This window comes from Chryseobacterium sp. R2A-55, from assembly GCF_021401085.1.
Taxonomy (GTDB): Bacteria; Bacteroidota; Bacteroidia; order Flavobacteriales; family Weeksellaceae; genus Kaistella.
Genome location: NZ_JACBFP010000010.1, coordinates 89,439 through 107,708, shown reverse-complemented (window position 1 = coordinate 107,708; position 18,270 = coordinate 89,439). Strand labels below are relative to the sequence as shown.

Genomic DNA, 18,270 nt, shown 5'->3' with positions numbered 1-18,270 from the left:
TTAGCACACAATCTAAGAAAGAAAGTTGCCTAAAGAGGACAACTTTTTCTTTTTCCAAAACAATGAAGATTGGTACTGCAATAAAAAATCCGCCTCAATTTTTGTTGTGAGACGGATTCTTCTATTTTTCTTATGTTTTCCACAGGATTACTCCGCCTTCGTCATTCTCTCTGCACGTTTTCTCTCTTCCTCAGACAAGATTTTCTTTCTCATTCTGATGAAATTCGGGGTCACTTCAATCGCTTCGTCGGCTTGGATGTATTCCATGCACTCTTCCAAAGAGAAAAGGATTTTTGGGGCAACTCCGGTGTCTTTGTCTTTTCCGGATGCACGCATGTTGTTCAACTGTTTTCCTTCCACGATGTTTACCACCAAATCGCCCGGTTTGTTTTGCTCGCCCACGATCATTCCTGCATAAACTTCTTCACCCGGATCAACAAAAAACCGTCCTCTGTCCTGTAATTTATTGATTGAATATTCCGTACAGGGTCCTTGAATTTTTGAAATCAAAACACCATTGCTTCTTCCCGGAATGGCTCCTTTGAAGGGTTTGTAATCCACAAAACGGTGCGCCATAATCGCTTCTCCTGCGGTTGCTGTCAGCATTTGAGAACGCAGTCCGATCAATCCTCTGGATGGGATTTCAAATTCCAAATGCTGCATTTCACCTTTGGTCTCCATGATGTACAAATCACCTTTTCTCTGGGTCGCCAAATCGATTACTCTGGAAGCAAATTCTTCCGGAACATCCACTACCATTGATTCGTAAGGTTCACATTTTTCACCGTCAATTTCTCTTAGAATAACTTGCGGCTGACCAATTGTCATTTCGTAACCTTCTCTTCTCATGGTTTCAATCAAAACCGAAAGGTGCAAAATTCCACGTCCGAAAACCAGGAATGTGTTCGCATCTTCGGTTTGTTCCACTCTTAGAGCAAGGTTTTTTTCCAACTCTTTTTCCAGTCTTTCTTTCAGGTGGTTGGAAGTTACATATTTCCCATCTTTCCCGAAGAAAGGGGAGTTGTTGATGGAAAAGGTCATGTTCAAAGTCGGTTCGTCAATTGCGATTCTTGGCAATGGTTCCGGATTTTCCATATCCACGAAAGTATCGCCGATTTGGAACGCGTCAAAACCTACGATTGCGCAAATATCTCCCGCATGAACTTCCTGCACTTTTTTCTTGCCCAGTCCTTCAAAAACATACAGTTCCTTTACCTTTCCTTTCACGATTTTTCCGCCTTCCTGCGCCAAACCGATCCATTGAGATTCTTTCACGGAACCTCTCGCCACTTTTCCGATCGCGATTCTACCTAAAAATGAGGAATAATCCAAAGAAGTAATCTGCATTTGAAGGTTTCCTTCCTCCGTTTTTGGTTCCGGAACATACTTTAAAATACCGTCCAACAAAGGCAAAATAGAATCTGCAGGTTCTAAACTGGTATTGAACCAACCTTGTTTTGATGATCCATAAAACGTCGGGAAATCCAATTGCTCTTCAGTTGCGTCAAGGTTGAAGAATAAGTCGAAAACCTGGTCATGAACTTCTTCCGGTCTGCAGTTTGGCTTATCCACTTTATTGATGACCACGATTGGCTTCAAACCTAACTCCAATGCTTTATGCAAAACGAATCTTGTCTGCGGCATCGGTCCTTCAAATGCGTCCACCAAAAGGATTACACCGTCTGCCATTTTCAAGACTCTTTCCACTTCACCACCAAAATCGGCGTGACCCGGAGTGTCGATCACATTAATTTTCGTGTCTTTATAGGTCACCGAAATGTTTTTTGAAAGGATGGTAATTCCTCTTTCACGCTCCAAATCATTGTTGTCCATGATTAAATCTCCGGATTCCTGATTGTCTCTGAAGATGTGGGTTGCGTGAATAATTTTGTCGACCAATGTAGTTTTTCCGTGGTCAACGTGTGCGATAATCGCAATATTTCTAATGTTTTGCATAATCATTTTTTGACGGTGCAAAAGTAGTGTTTTTTGACGGAATACACATTAATGCGTAAAGATTTAATAATATTTAAGATGAAAAATTAAAGAAAGTTAAATCAAAGTGAGAATTACGAATAAAGAGATACGAAATGTTACGGCAAAATGCAGAAGCGTTTCAAATAAAAAAACGGCTTTTTAGCCGCTTTATATTGATTTAAAAGTGTTTCTACTGTTGATTTAAAAAAGCATAAATCTCATCCTTCAAATGAACCCGCTTTTTCCGCAATTCCGTCAAATGTTCGTCTGTGGTGTGGTTTTCGCCGCCTTCTTCGTAATGGGTGATGAGCGCATTTACTTCCTCGTAATTCACATACAGGTTTCTAAATTTTTCATCCTCGGTTTTCAGATTCCTGATTTTGGCTTCATATTTTGGGAATTCGTGGGTTAAAGTATGATTTTCCATGACCTTAAAATTTGTTGGTTTAATGGAATAAAGTTAGGAAAAATTGTGGTTTTGGTCAATATGAAAATTGTCAGTAACCGATTGGCGGCTCAAAAACCGGGAATTCCACATATTATTTTTTAGTGTAAATGCGGATTTCCGAATTACTGTTTCCATGAAAACCTTTCTTGTTGACTTCCATTTTCGAGATGTTTTCCGGTGGAAGTTTCTCCATTTCCTCCTTGGTTACAGGTTTTCCGTCGATATAGATTTTCATTTCATTGTCGTTTCCGCTGGAACTGTTCAGGAAAATCATATTTGATTTTGAAAAATTCTTTTCAGTAACTTCCGCCGCTTTTTGGGCCTGCTCAATCTGCTTTTTGAATTCTTTGGAATTGACCAATTTTTCCGCTTCCTTCGCTGCTTTCTCTGCACCATTCGCAATCCGTTCGGCATTTTTTGCGGCAATTTCAGAGTTTTTCATCATCTCTTTAAACTGTTCAGAATTTTCAAAACCATCCCCATTGAACGTCAAACCCAGATTTCTCATTTTCATCTTAAATTCATTGCTGTTGTAAAATTTTTCCAGACTGGAATTTAATTTATCCAAATCAAGAAACTTTCCATCCAGCAATTTTTGGTTTTTCAGAAAAGCATCCGAATTAAAGATTCCTTCCATTTTTCTGCCCAGTTCATCCATCTGTTTTTCGACTCTCTTTAATTTTGGATCGTCGAAATTTTTGCTTTTTAAAAGTTTACGAAATTCTTCACCTTTTTTGCGGAGTTCCTCGCCAATTTTTCTGGCTTCCTCGCCTTTCAACTGCTGGAAATTCGTGAGCGGCTCAATTTCTTTTTGTTTTTCCTCAATCTGTTTTCTCAGGTTTTCTAAATCATTTTCGCTATTGATGAAAAGTTCGGGGTGTTTGCTGTATAAAGCGGTTCCGTCTTTTCCATAACCGATTTTTCCGTTGATAGAATCCAAAATGATAATTTGATTTCCTTCTGCAATTTTTGGATTTGAGGTTATTTCTACTTTTTTCGGCGAAATCGTATCATGCTTTGTGGCTTTACTTGAATTTTCAATTTTCAGGTCAGAAACCAGCTTTTCAATTTCTTTATTGGTTTCTTTAATCTCTTTATTTTTCGCATTTACCATATAGATAAATCCAAGAATAAACATAAGTGGCAACGCAAAAATTCTGCGCGCATAACTGAATTTTGTTTTTGACTTTTTTAGCATTGTTAATCGTTTTTTAAGATTGGAACTTAAGAACGGACTCGTTGCAGGAAACTGTTTTCCGGAAAAGTGACTTGCCAAAAGCATCTGCGCAAATGCCTTCGTGTCCGAGTTTTGTACCGCCTTTTTATCGGCGAGATATTCGTGAATCAGGTTGATTTCTTTCTTGATGAAGTGGAAAAATGGGTTGAACCAAAACAGAGAAGTGGCGATTTCTGTAAAAATCTTGTCCCAGGAATGTTTTTGCTCGATGTGGACCATTTCATGCTTTAAGATCTGGCGTCCCAAATCAGATTGAAGGTGAATGGAATCCCGCCAAAAAAGATTTCGGAAAAAGGAAAAGGGAGCTTCCTGCAAGTTGGTTTGGTAAAAGTTAATGCCCTCGAAACTTTCTTTAGAAAACTGCTTTTTGAACTGTTGAATTTTGACTAAACCATAAAATAGTTTCGCTAGAAAAAAGACAGAAACCAATCCAAAAAAGAGAGCAGCAAATTTAAAATAAATGAAATCATGGCTTGAATTATTTTCAGTATTAAAACTTTGTATTTTATTAATTAACAGATAAATATCTTTGTTTACCTCAAGTGAAAAATAGCTCACTTTAAGTAAAGGCAAAAGCAAACTCACCAACAAAACCGACAACAAATAAAACCGGTTGTAGTGATGGAAAGTCTTGTCTTTAAGAAACAACCGATAGTACAAAAACATTACACCGGAGGATAAAATAACTTTGCCGAAATAAAGAAGGGTTTCCATTTTTTTTATTTTTTATTTTAAAGGGAAAAGAGCATAGAGAATAGACTTACATTCTGGTCAGTGAATGACTTCTATAGTTTTTAGCAACCTTTTTTCAAGTTCAATATTTTCTTTTACGATTTAGAGCTTCCAGAAAAAACATCAGGAATAGACTTTCTGAATTGCCTTTGATTATCGTCGAACAGGAAGTCTAGGTTTTTTCTTCTTTTCTCTATTTTCCTTTTAATTCATTCAAGAGCATTTCCAAATCTTCCACGCTCATTTCATTTTTCTCTACAAGGAAAGAAACCGCGTTTTTGTAGGAACCTTCAAAGTAGTTTTTCACCAAGCTTTTCATGGATTTCCCACTGTATTTTTCCTTGGAGATCACAGGAAAATACTCATGCTGTCTCCCGTAAACTTTATAATCCACGAATTCTTTGTCCTTCAACACCTTGAGAATCGTGGAAACGGTATTCGTGTGCGGTTTTGGTTCTGGGAATTTGTCCAGAATATCTTTAAGAAAGGCTTTCTCCAAATCCCATAAATATTGCATGACTTGCTCTTCGGCTTTTGTCAGTTGTGGAATCCTCATATCACTATCTATTTAGTGATACAAATGTAGCAATTAATTCTCAACTTACAACTATTTTTTTAGGGATAACAAGTTTTTAAAATTAAAGTATTGATAATCCACATCAAAACTTCATCTAAAATTTAATTTTCCCTAAAATTTAATTGTTAAAAAACTGCTAAAATTGTTCATTTCCCACACAACGGAATTATTATTGTTGATGAAGAATCAATCACAAAAAAGAAAATTATGAATACCAAAAGACTATCAGCAGCGATGGAAAAAGCGTTGAGCGATCAAATGAATGTGGAAGATTTACAGTCCCATGTTTATCTTTCTTACGGAATTTGGGCCACAGACAAAGGATATCAGGGAATTGGAAGTTTTCTTTTCCGGCATGCGCAGGAAGAAAGAAATCATGCAATTAAATTTATGCGGTATATTTTGGACCGTGGCGGAAAACCAACCATCGGCGCCATTCCAAAACCTGGAGCAGACCCGAAAAATTTGACAGATTGCTTCAACAAAGTCTTCAAGCACGAAGTTGAAAATACCACGGCAATCTACCAATTGGTGGATTTGGCATTAGAAGAAAAAGATTGGGCAACCTGGAATTTCCTTCAATGGTTTGTAAAAGAGCAGATTGAGGAAGAAACTTTAGCAATGAACCTCATCGACCAGCTCCAAATTGCAGGTGGCGAAAAAGCATCGGACGAATCACTGTTCAATCTGGACAAAACGCTGCAAAGTGCACCAGATGATGCAGATGATGCACGAAATGCCACCGCCGAAAATCCATAAATAGTATTCGGTTTTGTATAAAATCTGCCATCAAAAGCAGATTTTTGTTTTTAAAAACTGCACTTAAAATACTATCTTTGCACACTTTAATTTTAACTGCAGAGAACTTTCCGATCATTTCCGGGAGCAACTGCCAAAAGAATCACCAGTATGAAGTGTGGAATCGTAGGTCTTCCCAATGTAGGAAAATCAACCCTTTTTAATTGTTTGAGCAACGCCAAGGCGCAATCGGCAAATTATCCGTTTTGTACGATTGAACCCAATCTGGGAACGGTTTCTGTGCCGGATCCCCGACTTTTTGAACTTGAAAAACTGGTCAATCCCGAAAGAGTTTTGCCTGCAGTGGTGGAAATTGTGGACATCGCAGGTTTAGTGAAAGGCGCCTCCAAAGGAGAAGGTTTGGGAAATCAATTCCTGGCAAACATCCGCGAATGTGAAGCAATTATTCATGTTTTGAGATGTTTTGACAACGGAAACATTATTCACGTAGAAGGTTCCGTGGATCCCATTCGCGATAAAGAAATCATCGATATCGAACTTCAGTTGAAAGATCTGGAAACTTTAGGAAAAGCGGTGGACAAAGCTAAAAAGTTCATCAAATCGGGAAAAAAAGAAGATGTTTTGACTTATGAAACCTTGCAAAATCTTCAAAAATTTGTGGAGGACGGCAAAAACGCAAGAGAATTTCCGGCGGATGATTTTGCACAATCGGTGATTGATGAAGTGCATTTGCTCACTAAAAAACCCGTTCTTTATGTTTGCAATGTGGATGAAAACTCCATCAAAAACGGAAACGAATGGATTCCAAAAATTGAGGAAATGGCGAAAAATGAAGGAGCAGAAGTGGTAGTTCTTGCAGCACAAATTGAAGCCGACATCAACGAATTGGAGACTTTCGAGGAAAGACAAATGTTCCTGGAAGAACTGGGCTTGGAAGAACCGGGAGTAAACCGACTCATCCGAAAAGCCTATGAATTGCTGCATCTTCAGACTTATTTCACAGCAGGAGTGAAGGAAGTTCGCGCATGGACCATCGGAAAAGGATGGACCGCACCACAAGCGGCGGGAGTTATTCATACCGATTTCGAGAAAGGATTTATCCGCGCAGAAGTCATTAAATATGAAGATTTTGTGAAGTATGGTACCGAGGCAAAAGTGAAAGAGGCAGGAAAAATGGGTGTTGAAGGAAAAGAATACATTGTGCAGGACGGAGATGTGATGCATTTTAGGTTTAATGTTTAGAAAAAGAGACAATCAATGATACTGAGAGTGAACAGAAATGTTCGCTTTTTTTGTGTCAATTTTTTCTTAATTAAATGATAAAAGTGCGTTAAATTAACATACATCAAATGGTGTCAGAATTTAAGTCCTTAACTTTACATAAAGTTCTTTATAGCTTATTGGGCTAGATTTCTCAATGAATACCTTATAAAAATAAATCATATGAAAAAGTTAGAAAACAAAGTGGCGATTATCACGGGAGCTGGCTCCGGAATCGGAAAAGAAACCGCATTATTGTTCGCCAAAGAAGGCGCAAAAGTAGTGGTGAGTGACATTAATGAAGCCCATGGAAACGCTGTGGTGGATGAAATCAAAAACAGTGGTGGCGAAGCACTTTTCATAAGAGCTGATTCATCCAGCCCGGAAGACCACAAAAATCTTGTAAAAGAAACCGTGAAAACTTTCGGGAAATTGGATATTGCCGTAAATAACGCAGGGATAGGTGGTGAAGTCAATAAAGTGGGCGATATGTCAGTGGAAGGTTGGAAAAAAGTAATTGACATCAATCTTTCTGGAGTTTTTTATGGGGTGAAATACCAAATACCTGAAATGGTGAAAAATGGCAGCGGAAGCATCATCAATATTGCATCCATTCTGGGGCAGGTCGGTTTCGCGAATTCCGCCGGATATGTTGCCGCAAAACACGGTGTGGTGGGACTCACCAAATCCGCAGCATGGGAATATGCTCCTGAAAAAGTCCGTGTGAATGCGGTGGGTCCCGGGTTTATTTATACTGGATTGGTCAACGAAGAGGCGATGGGCAAAGAAGCCCTAAATTATTTGGAAACCAAACATGCTTTCGGCAGACTTGGTGAAGCACGGGAAGTCGCCAATCTGATCCTTTTTCTAGCGTCCGACGATGCCTCCTTTGTTACCGGCTCATATTATCCCGTTGATGGCGGATATTTGGCAGTATAATCTAAACGGATATTATTCAGGGCAGATCATCACGATCGACCGAGGTTAAAGAAATATTTACGAAAATTCATAATTGAGTATTAAATTAAAAAATAATAAAATGGCAAAAAAAATAGGGGTAATCATTGGAAGTTTAAGAAAGGATTCATTTAACCGAAAAATTACTAAAGAGTTGATCCGGTTGGCTTCTGATCGTCTTGAAATGGAAATTATAGAAATCGGAAATCTGCAACTTTATAACCAGGATCTGGACGAAAATCCGCCGAAGGAATGGGTCGATTTCCGCGAAAAAATTAAATCCAAAGATGGTATTTTAATCGTTTCACCGGAATACAACAGAACCATACCCGGAGTTTTGAAAAATGCGATTGATGTTGGCTCAAGACCCTACGGAAAAAATGTGTGGGATGGAAAACCGGGCGCTGTGGTTACTTCTTCAATGAGTTCATTGGGCGGATTGGCGGCAAATCACCACATCCGGCAAGCGTTTGTTTTCGTGAACGTTCCTTTGATGCAGCAACCTGAAGCCTATATCGGAAATGTGTAGGAAATCTTCCAAGAGGATGGCAAGACTTTCGTGGCAGAAACCGAGAAGATACTTAAGAAATTCATCGATTCTTATGAAAACTGGGTGCATCAATTTTAATTGTCTTTTCAAATAACTTAAAAGAATCTGCACATTTCCTTTGCAGATTTTTTCTTGATGTAGATCAACTTCTGGAATTCATTTTAAACCTAATTTTGCTGAAAATATTCAGGGGTGAAGAAAAATAGCGACTTCGGTTTAATGATTTTGCGTGTGGCAATAGGAATATTGATGTTGTGGTAGTCATTACCGCTGCAATGGACAAAATAGGCACTCTGACGGAAGTTGGTGCCTGGTCATTGGAAGTTCAGGCATTGTTCTTCTTCGCTGCCGTGGCTTTGTTTTTCACAGGTGGTGGAAAATATGCGGCATCCACAAAAAATACTTGGGATTAAGTTTAGTTTTTTAATAGTTTAGTTTGAAAACCGGCTCTTTTTGGGAGTCGGTTTTTTGTCACTATAGATTAATCCTTGTGGTCTTTATTTTAAGGCGAAAAATAGAGAAAAACCATTAAAATTTTCAGGATTTTAGAAGCGTATTTCTTTATTTTAAAATCATGATGTTTCTCATATTTAGACACTTAATGAGATATCTCATAACAAAATATTCAGCGAAAATATGATTACGATCATAAATTTGCACCAGGCTTTCGAAAGAGAGACCTCCAAAAAAATGAAATTTTGTCCTTTTCTGCTGATTTTATTATTTATTTGAATAATGTCAATGCACAGGAATCCGTCTCAAAAAATAACGAGAGTTCAGTTTAGCGCCCAGCTATTTTAATAACTCAATTTTATGATATAAGAACAAATGTCTGCTGAAAATTTTACTAAAAGTTTTTAGAAAATTAATTATTTTTAATAATGCAAATTTCATGATGAAAAAAGTATTAACTTTAATATTGCTATTGTCGGGTATTTTTACTTTTTCCCAACAGGACACGCTGAAAAACCTTGCCCCGATAATTGCTAACCCGATGAAAATCAGTTTAAGCGTCACTTACGTTACACAGCATTATTGGCGAGGAATCGGAAGAGGTGGACTTTTTGGGAAAGCACCTTCTTTCGAAACGCAAATCACCATGATGAAAAACCGCTGGACCTTCGGAATATTTGCAGGTGCCTCTCTTGACAATATTTACAAAACGGTGATGCCGTTTGTGATCTACAAAGTTACACCCGAGTTTTCTGTGGCGCTGCAGGATATGTTCTCACCGGGAACCAATTTTTGGAACTCAAAACCTTTGGATTTCGACATTATTACCTCTAAACATTTTGTCGATTATTATATGGTTTACCGTTTTAAAGGTGTGCCGATTCAGCTGAAATGGGCATCCATAGTTTTGGGTAAAGATCCTAATGAAAACGGAAAACGTAATTTTTCTAGCTATGCGGAAATTTCCTCGGGTTTCAAGGTCAATAAGTGGCAGTTTGACGGATATGTGGGCGGAACACCTTGGAAAGGACTTTATGCCCAAGAAGCTGGAATTATTAATCTGGAAGCTAAGGCACAATATAATTTCGCAATCAGTGATAGTTTGCCCTTCCCAATTTTTGTGAAGGTGGCACATAACCCAAGCGCAAAAACACAGCACTTTATTGCAGGCTGTACTGTGATCCTTCCCTTGAAATAAAAAAAAACATCATGGAAAATAGACTTTCGACCCCGGGCAACAAAAGGATCCTGACTGGATTAATCCTCGTAGTGCTTACTTTCTGGTTATTTGCCAATTCGATGATGAATATTGCTCCCACAGGAAATCTGACTCTAACTTTAGTCTGTGTTTTCGCATGGGTTACTGCCAAATTTCACAAATCAATACCAAAAAAATTACGGTAAAACAACTCAATAATAAAAAAATATAATTAATTACAATATGCAAACAACAGTAGCAACACAAGTTTACAAAGGCAATGACCGCCTTCTGTATGGAATCATTTTAGGGGTCTTGGCATTTTGGTTATTCGCGCAAACCACTTTGAATATCAATGTGGGAATGGCGAAAGATTTAGGAATGGAACAGAATATGATGAATATTGCTGTTTCAATTACATCACTTTTTTCCGGCATTTTTATCGTTGTTCTTGGTGGGCTTGCCGATAGAGTGGGCCGCGTGAAAATGGTGCTTATCGGTTTCGTTTTCAGTATTATAGGTTCTGCGTTGGTAGCCTTAACGCCGTCTGGTACCTTGGCTACTCCAGTTTTGATGACGGGTAGGATTTTTCAGGGGCTTTCCGGAGCATCATTAATGCCCGCTTCTTTAGCATTGGTAAAGGCCTATTGGGAAGGAGCAGGAAGGCAGAGAGCCATCAGTTTATGGTCTATAGGTTCATGGGGAGGTTCAGGTTTCTGTGCACTTTTCGGCGGTCTGGTCGCATCAAATTTTGGTTGGCGATATATTTTCTGGGCAACTGTAGTCGTTTCTATCATCGGATTTTTGATGGTGAAAGGCACTCCTGAAAGCAAAGGCGAAGTAAAATCAGATTATAAATTTGATTTGGTCGGCGTAATTTCATTTATGTTTTCCATTATTGGTTTAATGTTGTTTTTGACGAAGGGAAGCACATTTGGCTGGACGAGCGTTACTACATTAGGACTTTTAGCAGTATTTGTAATATTTGGCTACATTTTTTATAGGCTGGAATCAAAAAACGTCAATGCTTTTGTAGATTTCAAACTCTTCAAAAACCCGATTTTTACCGGTTGCACTATTTCCAACTTTTTGCTGAATGCCACAGCAGGTATTTTGATCGTTTCCCTTGGATTGGTGCAGCTAGGCGGTAACTTAACTTCACAAGCTGCGGGACTGCTGACTTTGGGTTATGCCATTGCCATTGTAGCTTTCATTAGAGTGGGTGAGAAACTGTTGCAGAAATTTGGCGCTCGAAAACCCATGATTTGGGGTTCACTTATTGTAGGTCTATCCATTATTCTGTTGATGTTCACCAATACGATGATTGGTACCTATGAAATTCTGGCAGTGGTGGCTTACACCCTTTTTGGTTTAGGATTGGCATTTTATGCAACCCCTTCCACGGATGCGGCATTATCTAATTTACCTGCAGACCAGTCTGGATCAGGAGCCGGTATCTACAAAATGGCTTCATCTTTGGGTGCTGCGCTTGGAGTTGCAGTTTCAGCAAGTATTTTCACCGCTGTAAGCGGAATTGGAAGTCCTATCGACTGGTTAAACGGAATGGTAGATTATGTGGGTCGGCAGGATAATGTGGTAATAAGGCAGGCCGCAATGATTGCATTGGGGCTCAACCTTGCAATGGTTGTTTTAGCCATTATTTCCATTATGAAAACAGTACCAAAAGGCAAAAAAGCAGAATAAATCATATTATACAAAAAACTGCCATTTCAAAGAAATAAGAGATCAATATTTCTTTGACTTTGCATCTTTTAAAAATCAAACCCTAAAAAAAATGTAAATAAAATGAGTACAGAAGTTTTAGAAAAAATCACATCGGAAAATAATATCCTAAAATCCTGGATGGAACACATGCACCAGATGCCGGAACTGGCCATGAGTGAAACAGAAACCGCAAAATTCATTGTGCAACGCCTACGGGAAATCGGTACATGGGAAATTGTGGAAGGTGTGGGAAAAACCGGAATTGTAGCTTCAATGACAGTTGGAGACAGTGACAAATCGATCGGCTTAAGGGCAGATTTTGACGCGCTCCCTATTGTGGAAGACAACGATCTGCCATACAAAAGCAAAGCAGAAGGAAAAGCACACCTTTGTGGTCATGATGCCCATACTACCATGCTTTTAGGTGCTGCAAAATATTTGGCTGAAACCAAAAAATTCAATGGAACCGTTCGTCTATTTTTCCAACCTGGCGAAGAAACCATGGAAGGAGCACCTGCAATGATTGCAGACGGACTTTTTGAAAGATTTCCGGTGGATTCCGTTTTCGGTATGCACAATATGCCAGGACTTGAATTAGGAAAATTCTATTTCAACACAGGAAAATTTATGGCTGCAGTTGATAATTGGGAAATTGAAATCACCGGAAAGGGTTCACACGGATCAATGCCCGAACTGGGAATCGACCCCATTGTTTGTGGATCCTCACTGGTAATGGCGCTGCAGACTATAGTTTCCAGAAATCTCTCGCCGTGGCATAATTCAGTGGTCAATGTGGGCTCTTTCCAATCCGGAATTGCCGGAAATGCTGTTCCGCAAAAAGCGATTCTTCGGTTAAGCATTAGAAATATGGACCCCGATGACCGAAAAATGGTCCTCGATAAAGTGCGTAAGATCACTAAAGCACAGGCAGAATCCTTTAATTGCGAGGTGCAAATCCGCGAAGGAATTCCGGGAACGGTCCTGGTAAACACAGACGAAGAAACACATTGGGCTGCAAATGTAGCCAAAGAAACTTTTGGTGCAGATCACGTTTTCACTGATGCACATCCGTATATGGGAAGCGAGGATTTTGCCTTTATGCTGGAAAAAAAGAAGGGAAATTACTGCATGGTAGGTAATGGCGACACTTTCATGGTACATCACCCGAAATACGTTTTCAATCAGGAACTCTTGCCGGTGGGAGCAACATATTGGGTGGCACTGGTAGAAAATTATCTGCAGTAACGAAATCCAGAAGCAGAACGGAGCCGTGCGAAAGTGCGGCTTTTCTTTTTAAAGTTTGTAAAACTTTTCCACAATATTTTAAATATAATTTTCCTTTCGCTATTTTTGTGGGTTACTGAAAGAAAACAGAGATCCGCCTATTCAGCGGAACATCCTAATATGAGCGAAAACAATACTGTAAACTATACTGACGATAACATCAGAACCCTTGACTGGCAGGAGCACATCCGTCTTCGCCCAGGAATGTATATCGGAAAACTTGGGGATGGATCATCTGCTGACGATGGCATCTATATCTTGCTCAAAGAAATCATTGACAATTCCATCGATGAATTCGTGATGAAAGCAGGAAAAAAAATCGAAATCAAAATCGATGAAGGCAAAGCAACCATCCGTGATTTCGGGCGGGGAATTCCGCTGGGAAAAGTCGTGGACGCGGTGTCAAAAATGAACACCGGAGGAAAATACGATTCGAAGGCGTTCAAGAAATCGGTCGGTCTGAATGGAGTGGGAACCAAAGCTGTGAATGCACTTTCAGATTATTTCAAGGTAAAATCTGTGAGAGACGGAAAAATGAAAATGGCAGAATTCTCCAAAGGAATCATTACCGAAGATTACGAAGAAGTGGATTCCACGGACCGAAACGGAACCGAGATCACCTTTGTCCCGGATTCCACAATTTTCACCCATTTCAAGTTCAGAAAGGAATACATTGAAAAAATGCTTAAAAACTATTGCTATCTCAATCCGGGATTGAAAATAGTTTTTAATGGCGAAACCTATTTTTCCGAAAATGGGTTAAAAGATTTGCTGGAAGAGGAGCTTGAAGGCGAGATCCTTTATCCAATCGTTCACCTGACTGATGAAGACATTGAGGTTGCCATCACACATTCAGACAAATCGCAGTCTGAAACGTATTTTTCTTTCGTTAACGGACAATACACTACACAAGGAGGAACCCACCTGAATGCCTTTCGTGAAGCTTATGTGAAAACAATCCGGGAATTCTTCAATAAAAATTTTGAGGCGGCAGATATTCGGAAATCTATCATTGCCGCAATCGCAGTGAAGGTGATAGAACCCGTTTTCGAATCACAGACCAAAACAAAACTGGGTTCCAATGAAATGGAACCTGGTAAAGAAACCGTAAGAAGTTTCATTACCAATTTCCTGAAGAATAAACTCGATAATTTTCTCCATAAAAATCCCGAAATTGCGGAAGCCATCCTTAAAAAAATCATCATTTCTGAACGGGAAAGAAAAGAGCTCTCAGGAATTCAGAAATTGGCCCGAGAAAAGGCAAAGAAAGTATCGCTGCACAACAAAAAACTGCGTGATTGCAGACAACATTACAACGACCAAAAAGCCGACAGAAAAGCGGAAACCATGATTTTCATTACGGAAGGGGATTCCGCCTCAGGTTCCATCACCAAGACCCGCGATGTAGAAACGCAGGCCGTATTTTCTCTGAAAGGGAAACCACTGAATTGTTATGGGTTGACGAAAAGGGTTGTTTATGAAAATGACGAATTCAACCTGCTTCAGGCAGCTTTAAATATTGAAGATTCATTGGAAGATTTGCGTTATAACCACGTCATCATCGCTACTGACGCAGATGTGGACGGAATGCACATCCGGCTTTTGATGATTACTTTTTTCCTGCAGTTTTTTCCCGATTTGATCAGAAACGGACATCTGTACATTCTGCAAACACCTTTATTTAGGGTGAGAAATAAGAAAGAAACCAGATATTGCTACAATGAAGCGGAAAGGGTACTCGCACTTGAAGAACTTGGGAAAAATCCGGAAATTACCCGGTTCAAAGGTTTGGGAGAAATTGATCCGGGCGAGTTCAAAGTCTTTATCGGAAAAGATATCCGGCTGGAACCCGTCGTTTTAGGTAAAGATCAGACCATTGATCAGCTCTTGGAGTTCTACATGGGTAAAAACACGCCAGACAGACAAACTTTTATTTTAGAAAACCTGGTCGTTGAAGATCCAGATATCGACAAAAAAAAGGCATCAGAGGAAGCTTAAAAAAAGACCGAGAAATGAGGTTAAACAACAATAAAAAGGCAGGTTTTTTATATGTATTGAATTCGGTCGTGCTGCTGATTTTGTATTTGGGGATCGCTTTCTTTGTTTTTAAACATTACCAAATTCACCTTTTTGGATGGGAAAGCATATTGCTGATCTCAGTTCCTGTTTTATTTGTTTTGGTGCTTCTGATCCGCGGAAGGCAGATTTTTGAATATGATAGTGATGGTGAAGCTTTGAATTTCAGAAATAGAAATATATTAAACTTTTTGAACAAGCCGCTTCGCGACGAGTTTCCGAAATATAAACTTTTAAAATTTGAATTTGTTAATGCTTTGTTATTTAAACGATTATACATTACCATTTCAAGCAAAAAAAACAACTTAATCATACTCAAATATGATGTTTCTTATCTGTCCCGAAAAGAATTGACGGATTTGAAAATTTCATTAAGTAAAGTCATTAAAACCAATAAAGAAAGAGAGAAAAATAGTTGATGGAAGAACAAGAAAATCCGCAAGGAGAATCACTGAAAAAAGTTTCCGGTCTATACAGGGACTGGTTTTTAGACTACGCATCATACGTAATTTTGGATCGTGCGATTCCCTCCATTTTTGACGGTTTCAAACCCGTACAGCGCAGAATTATGCATTCCATGCGCGAACTGGAAGATGGCCGATACAACAAAGTGGCAAACATTGTGGGGAATACCATGAAGTACCATCCGCACGGAGATGCTTCCATTACCGACGCCATGGTGCAGATTGGGCAAAAGGAACTTTTGATCGACACGCAGGGAAACTGGGGAAATATATACACCGGGGATTCAGCCGCTGCAGCCCGATATATCGAGGCAAGACTTACTCCTTTCGCTTTGGAAGTGGTTTTCAACCCAAAAACAACGGCATGGGTAAAGTCTTATGACGGGAGAAACAACGAGCCAATAGACCTTCCCGTAAAGTTTCCATTGCTTTTAGCACAGGGAGTGGAAGGAATCGGAGTCGGACTTTCGACCAAAATCATGCCCCACAATTTCATCGAGTTGGTCAATGCTTCGATTTCTTATCTAAAGGGAAAGAAGTTTGAACTGTTCCCGGATTTTCAAACCGGCGGAATGTTGGATGTCTCCAATTACAACGACGGAGAGCGAGGAGGAAAAATCCGTGCTAGAGCCCGAATCATCCAAAAGGACAAGCACACCCTTTGCATAAATGAGCTTCCTTTCGGAAAAAATACTGGCGATTTGATCGATTCCATCATTAAAGCTAATGAAAAGGGGAAAATCAAAATCAAAAAAATCGAGGACAACACTTCTGACCAGGTCGAAATCAACATCCTGCTGAATAATGACGTGTCACCGGATAAGACGATTGATGCACTGTATGCGTTTACCGATTGTGAAATCCCGATCTCACCCAATGCCTGTGTCATTGTGGGCGATAAACCGGAATTCCTTTCCGTTTCGGAGATTTTAAGGCGAAATACCGATCACACCGTTTCTTTGCTTAAAAAGGAACTGGAAATCGAACTCCACGAACTCCAGGAAAACTGGCATTTTTCTTCACTGGAAAGAATCTTCATCGAGAACAGAATTTATCACGATATTGAAGAAGTGAAATCCTGGGAAGAAGTCATCAAAACCATCGAAAATGGATTGAAACCGCACACCAAACATTTGCTGAGGGCGGTTACAGAAGAAGACATTACCCGATTAACCGAAATCCGAATTAAGCGAATTTCCCGTTTTGATCTGGACAAATTCAAGGAAAACATTTTGGCTTTGGAAGGAAAAATAGAGCAGGTGAAACATCATCTCGCCAATTTAATTGCTTACGCCATTGATTACTACACCAATATTTTAAAGAAATACGGAAAAGGAAAAGAGCGAAAAACCGAATTGAGAATTTTCGACACCATCGATGCCACCAAAGTAGCGGTAGCCAACGAAAAATTCTATGTAAACCGGGAAGAAGGATTCATTGGAACTTCACTGAAAAAAGATGAGTTTCTTTTTGACTGCTCAGATATTGACGACATCATCACCTTTCAAAAAGATGGAACCATGAAAGTGGTGAAAGTTGAAGCCAAAACCTTTATCGGAAAAAATATAGAACATGTGGCTGTGTGGAAGAAAAATGACAAACGCACTGTTTACAACATGATTTACCGCGAAGGAAGAGACGGACCTTGCTACATGAAGCGTTTTTCGGTAACCGGCGTCACCAGAAACACGGACTATAAATTAGCTTCAGACAAAAAAGGGTCTGAAATGCTGTATTTCTCAGCAAATCCAAATGGCGAAGCGGAATTGGTGACAGTACTCCTTAAACCGAACGCCAGAATCCGAAAGAACAAAATCGATATCGATTTCAGTGAATTGGCAATCAAGGGCAGAGATTCCAAAGGAAATCTGGTGACCAAATATGCCGTGAAAAAAGTAGATTTGAAAGAAGAGGGACTTTCTACTTTGGCACCAAGGAAAATCTGGTTTGATGATACAGTTCGAAGGTTGAATGCCGATTCCCGGGGAACTTTACTGGGAACATTTAAGGGCGACGATAAAATACTGACCATCAATTCGCAAGGTGAAGCCAAATTAGTCACCTTCGATTTGAGCAACCGATTTGACGATGAATATCTGATTTTGCAAAAATGGAATCCGGAACAGCCGATTACCTGCATCTATTTCGATGGCGAAAAAGGAATCTATTTCATCAAGCGGTTTTTATTGGAAAACACCACCAATATTCAAAACTTCATGCCGTCTGAACACTCCAAATCGTTCATCGAAAATGTGATCGTGGCAAATAATTCCACTGCTGAAATCGTTTTCGCCAAAGACAAAGGAAAAGAGAAGGAACCAGAAATCATCAATATTGACGAATTCATTGGAATAAAAGGAATTAAGGCGATTGGCAACCAATTCATTAAAGAAAAGGTAAAAGCAATCAACATCACCATTCCGGAACCGGAAATCAATTCAGTTTTCAATGAGGCGGAATCCACCGAAGGTCATCTTGCAACTGGAAACCACGACTTGAACAACGAGGATTTCCCGGAAGAAGGCACAATTGGAAGCTTGTTTGATGAGGAATAACTTTGTTAGCGCTTCAAG

Annotated in this window: 15 protein-coding genes; 11 read left to right on the top strand and 4 right to left on the bottom strand. The window is 39.4% G+C overall.

The genetic code is table 11. The annotated features are described in order from the left end of the window. Positions 1–147: 147 nt before the first annotated feature. From typA to L0951_RS11350, 4 genes are all read right to left on the bottom strand, one after another. Entirely contained in the window at positions 148–1,956 is a 1,809-nt protein-coding gene (gene typA / locus L0951_RS11365) for a translational GTPase TypA (protein WP_234111387.1), read from the bottom strand. Positions 1,957–2,167: 211 nt separating this feature from the next. After that, positions 2,168–2,404 carry a YdcH family protein gene (locus L0951_RS11360; RefSeq protein WP_234111386.1) on the bottom strand — a complete coding sequence of 79 codons (237 nt, stop codon included), beginning with the start codon at positions 2,402–2,404 and terminating at the stop codon, positions 2,168–2,170. Positions 2,405–2,516: 112 nt separating this feature from the next. After that, the gene (locus tag L0951_RS11355; RefSeq protein ID WP_234111385.1) at positions 2,517–4,376 is read right to left on the bottom strand and encodes a M56 family metallopeptidase; all 1,860 of its coding nucleotides are present in this window, start codon (positions 4,374–4,376) and stop codon (positions 2,517–2,519) included. Positions 4,377–4,587: 211 nt separating this feature from the next. Further along, complete coding sequence (locus L0951_RS11350; RefSeq protein WP_234111384.1) at positions 4,588–4,950, bottom strand: BlaI/MecI/CopY family transcriptional regulator; 363 nt, start codon at positions 4,948–4,950, stop codon at positions 4,588–4,590. Positions 4,951–5,178: 228 nt separating this feature from the next. On the opposite strand from L0951_RS11350, the gene L0951_RS11345 reads away from it, so the two are divergent. From L0951_RS11345 to L0951_RS11295, 11 genes are all read left to right on the top strand, one after another. Further along, positions 5,179–5,730, top strand: coding sequence for a ferritin (locus tag L0951_RS11345; RefSeq protein WP_234111383.1), 552 nt, complete (start codon positions 5,179–5,181; stop codon positions 5,728–5,730). Between the two features lie 150 nt (positions 5,731–5,880). After that, positions 5,881–6,972 (top strand): redox-regulated ATPase YchF, encoded by a 1,092-nt coding sequence (ychF, locus tag L0951_RS11340; protein WP_234111382.1) that lies wholly within the window; start codon positions 5,881–5,883, stop codon positions 6,970–6,972. A 201-nt stretch (positions 6,973–7,173) separates the two neighbouring features. Then, positions 7,174–7,929, top strand: coding sequence for an SDR family NAD(P)-dependent oxidoreductase (locus tag L0951_RS11335; protein ID WP_234111381.1), 756 nt, complete (start codon positions 7,174–7,176; stop codon positions 7,927–7,929). 100 nt (positions 7,930–8,029) lie between these two features. Next, positions 8,030–8,476: an NADPH-dependent FMN reductase gene (locus L0951_RS11330; protein ID WP_234111380.1), complete on the top strand. Its 447-nt coding sequence runs from the start codon at positions 8,030–8,032 to the stop codon at positions 8,474–8,476. Positions 8,477–8,751: 275 nt separating this feature from the next. Continuing rightward, positions 8,752–8,910, top strand: a complete 159-nt coding sequence (locus L0951_RS11325) for a hypothetical protein (protein WP_234111379.1) — start codon at positions 8,752–8,754, stop codon at positions 8,908–8,910. A gap of 581 nt (positions 8,911–9,491) precedes the next feature. After that, positions 9,492–10,148 (top strand): hypothetical protein, encoded by a 657-nt coding sequence (locus L0951_RS11320; RefSeq protein WP_234111378.1) that lies wholly within the window; start codon positions 9,492–9,494, stop codon positions 10,146–10,148. Between the two features lie 243 nt (positions 10,149–10,391). After that, positions 10,392–11,852, top strand: coding sequence for an MFS transporter (locus tag L0951_RS11315; protein ID WP_234111377.1), 1,461 nt, complete (start codon positions 10,392–10,394; stop codon positions 11,850–11,852). Between the two features lie 102 nt (positions 11,853–11,954). Continuing rightward, positions 11,955–13,118: a M20 aminoacylase family protein gene (locus L0951_RS11310; RefSeq protein ID WP_234111376.1), complete on the top strand. Its 1,164-nt coding sequence runs from the start codon at positions 11,955–11,957 to the stop codon at positions 13,116–13,118. 159 nt (positions 13,119–13,277) lie between these two features. Beyond that, entirely contained in the window at positions 13,278–15,155 is a 1,878-nt protein-coding gene (locus tag L0951_RS11305) for a DNA topoisomerase IV subunit B (protein WP_234111375.1), read from the top strand. Positions 15,156–15,169: 14 nt separating this feature from the next. Then, on the top strand, positions 15,170–15,652 hold the full coding sequence (locus L0951_RS11300) for a hypothetical protein (RefSeq protein ID WP_234111374.1): 483 nt from the start codon (positions 15,170–15,172) through the stop codon (positions 15,650–15,652). Then, positions 15,652–18,252 (top strand): DNA gyrase/topoisomerase IV subunit A, encoded by a 2,601-nt coding sequence (locus L0951_RS11295; RefSeq protein ID WP_234111373.1) that lies wholly within the window; start codon positions 15,652–15,654, stop codon positions 18,250–18,252. Before L0951_RS11300 ends, L0951_RS11295 begins: the two co-directional genes overlap by 1 nt. Positions 18,253–18,270: the final 18 nt, after the last annotated feature.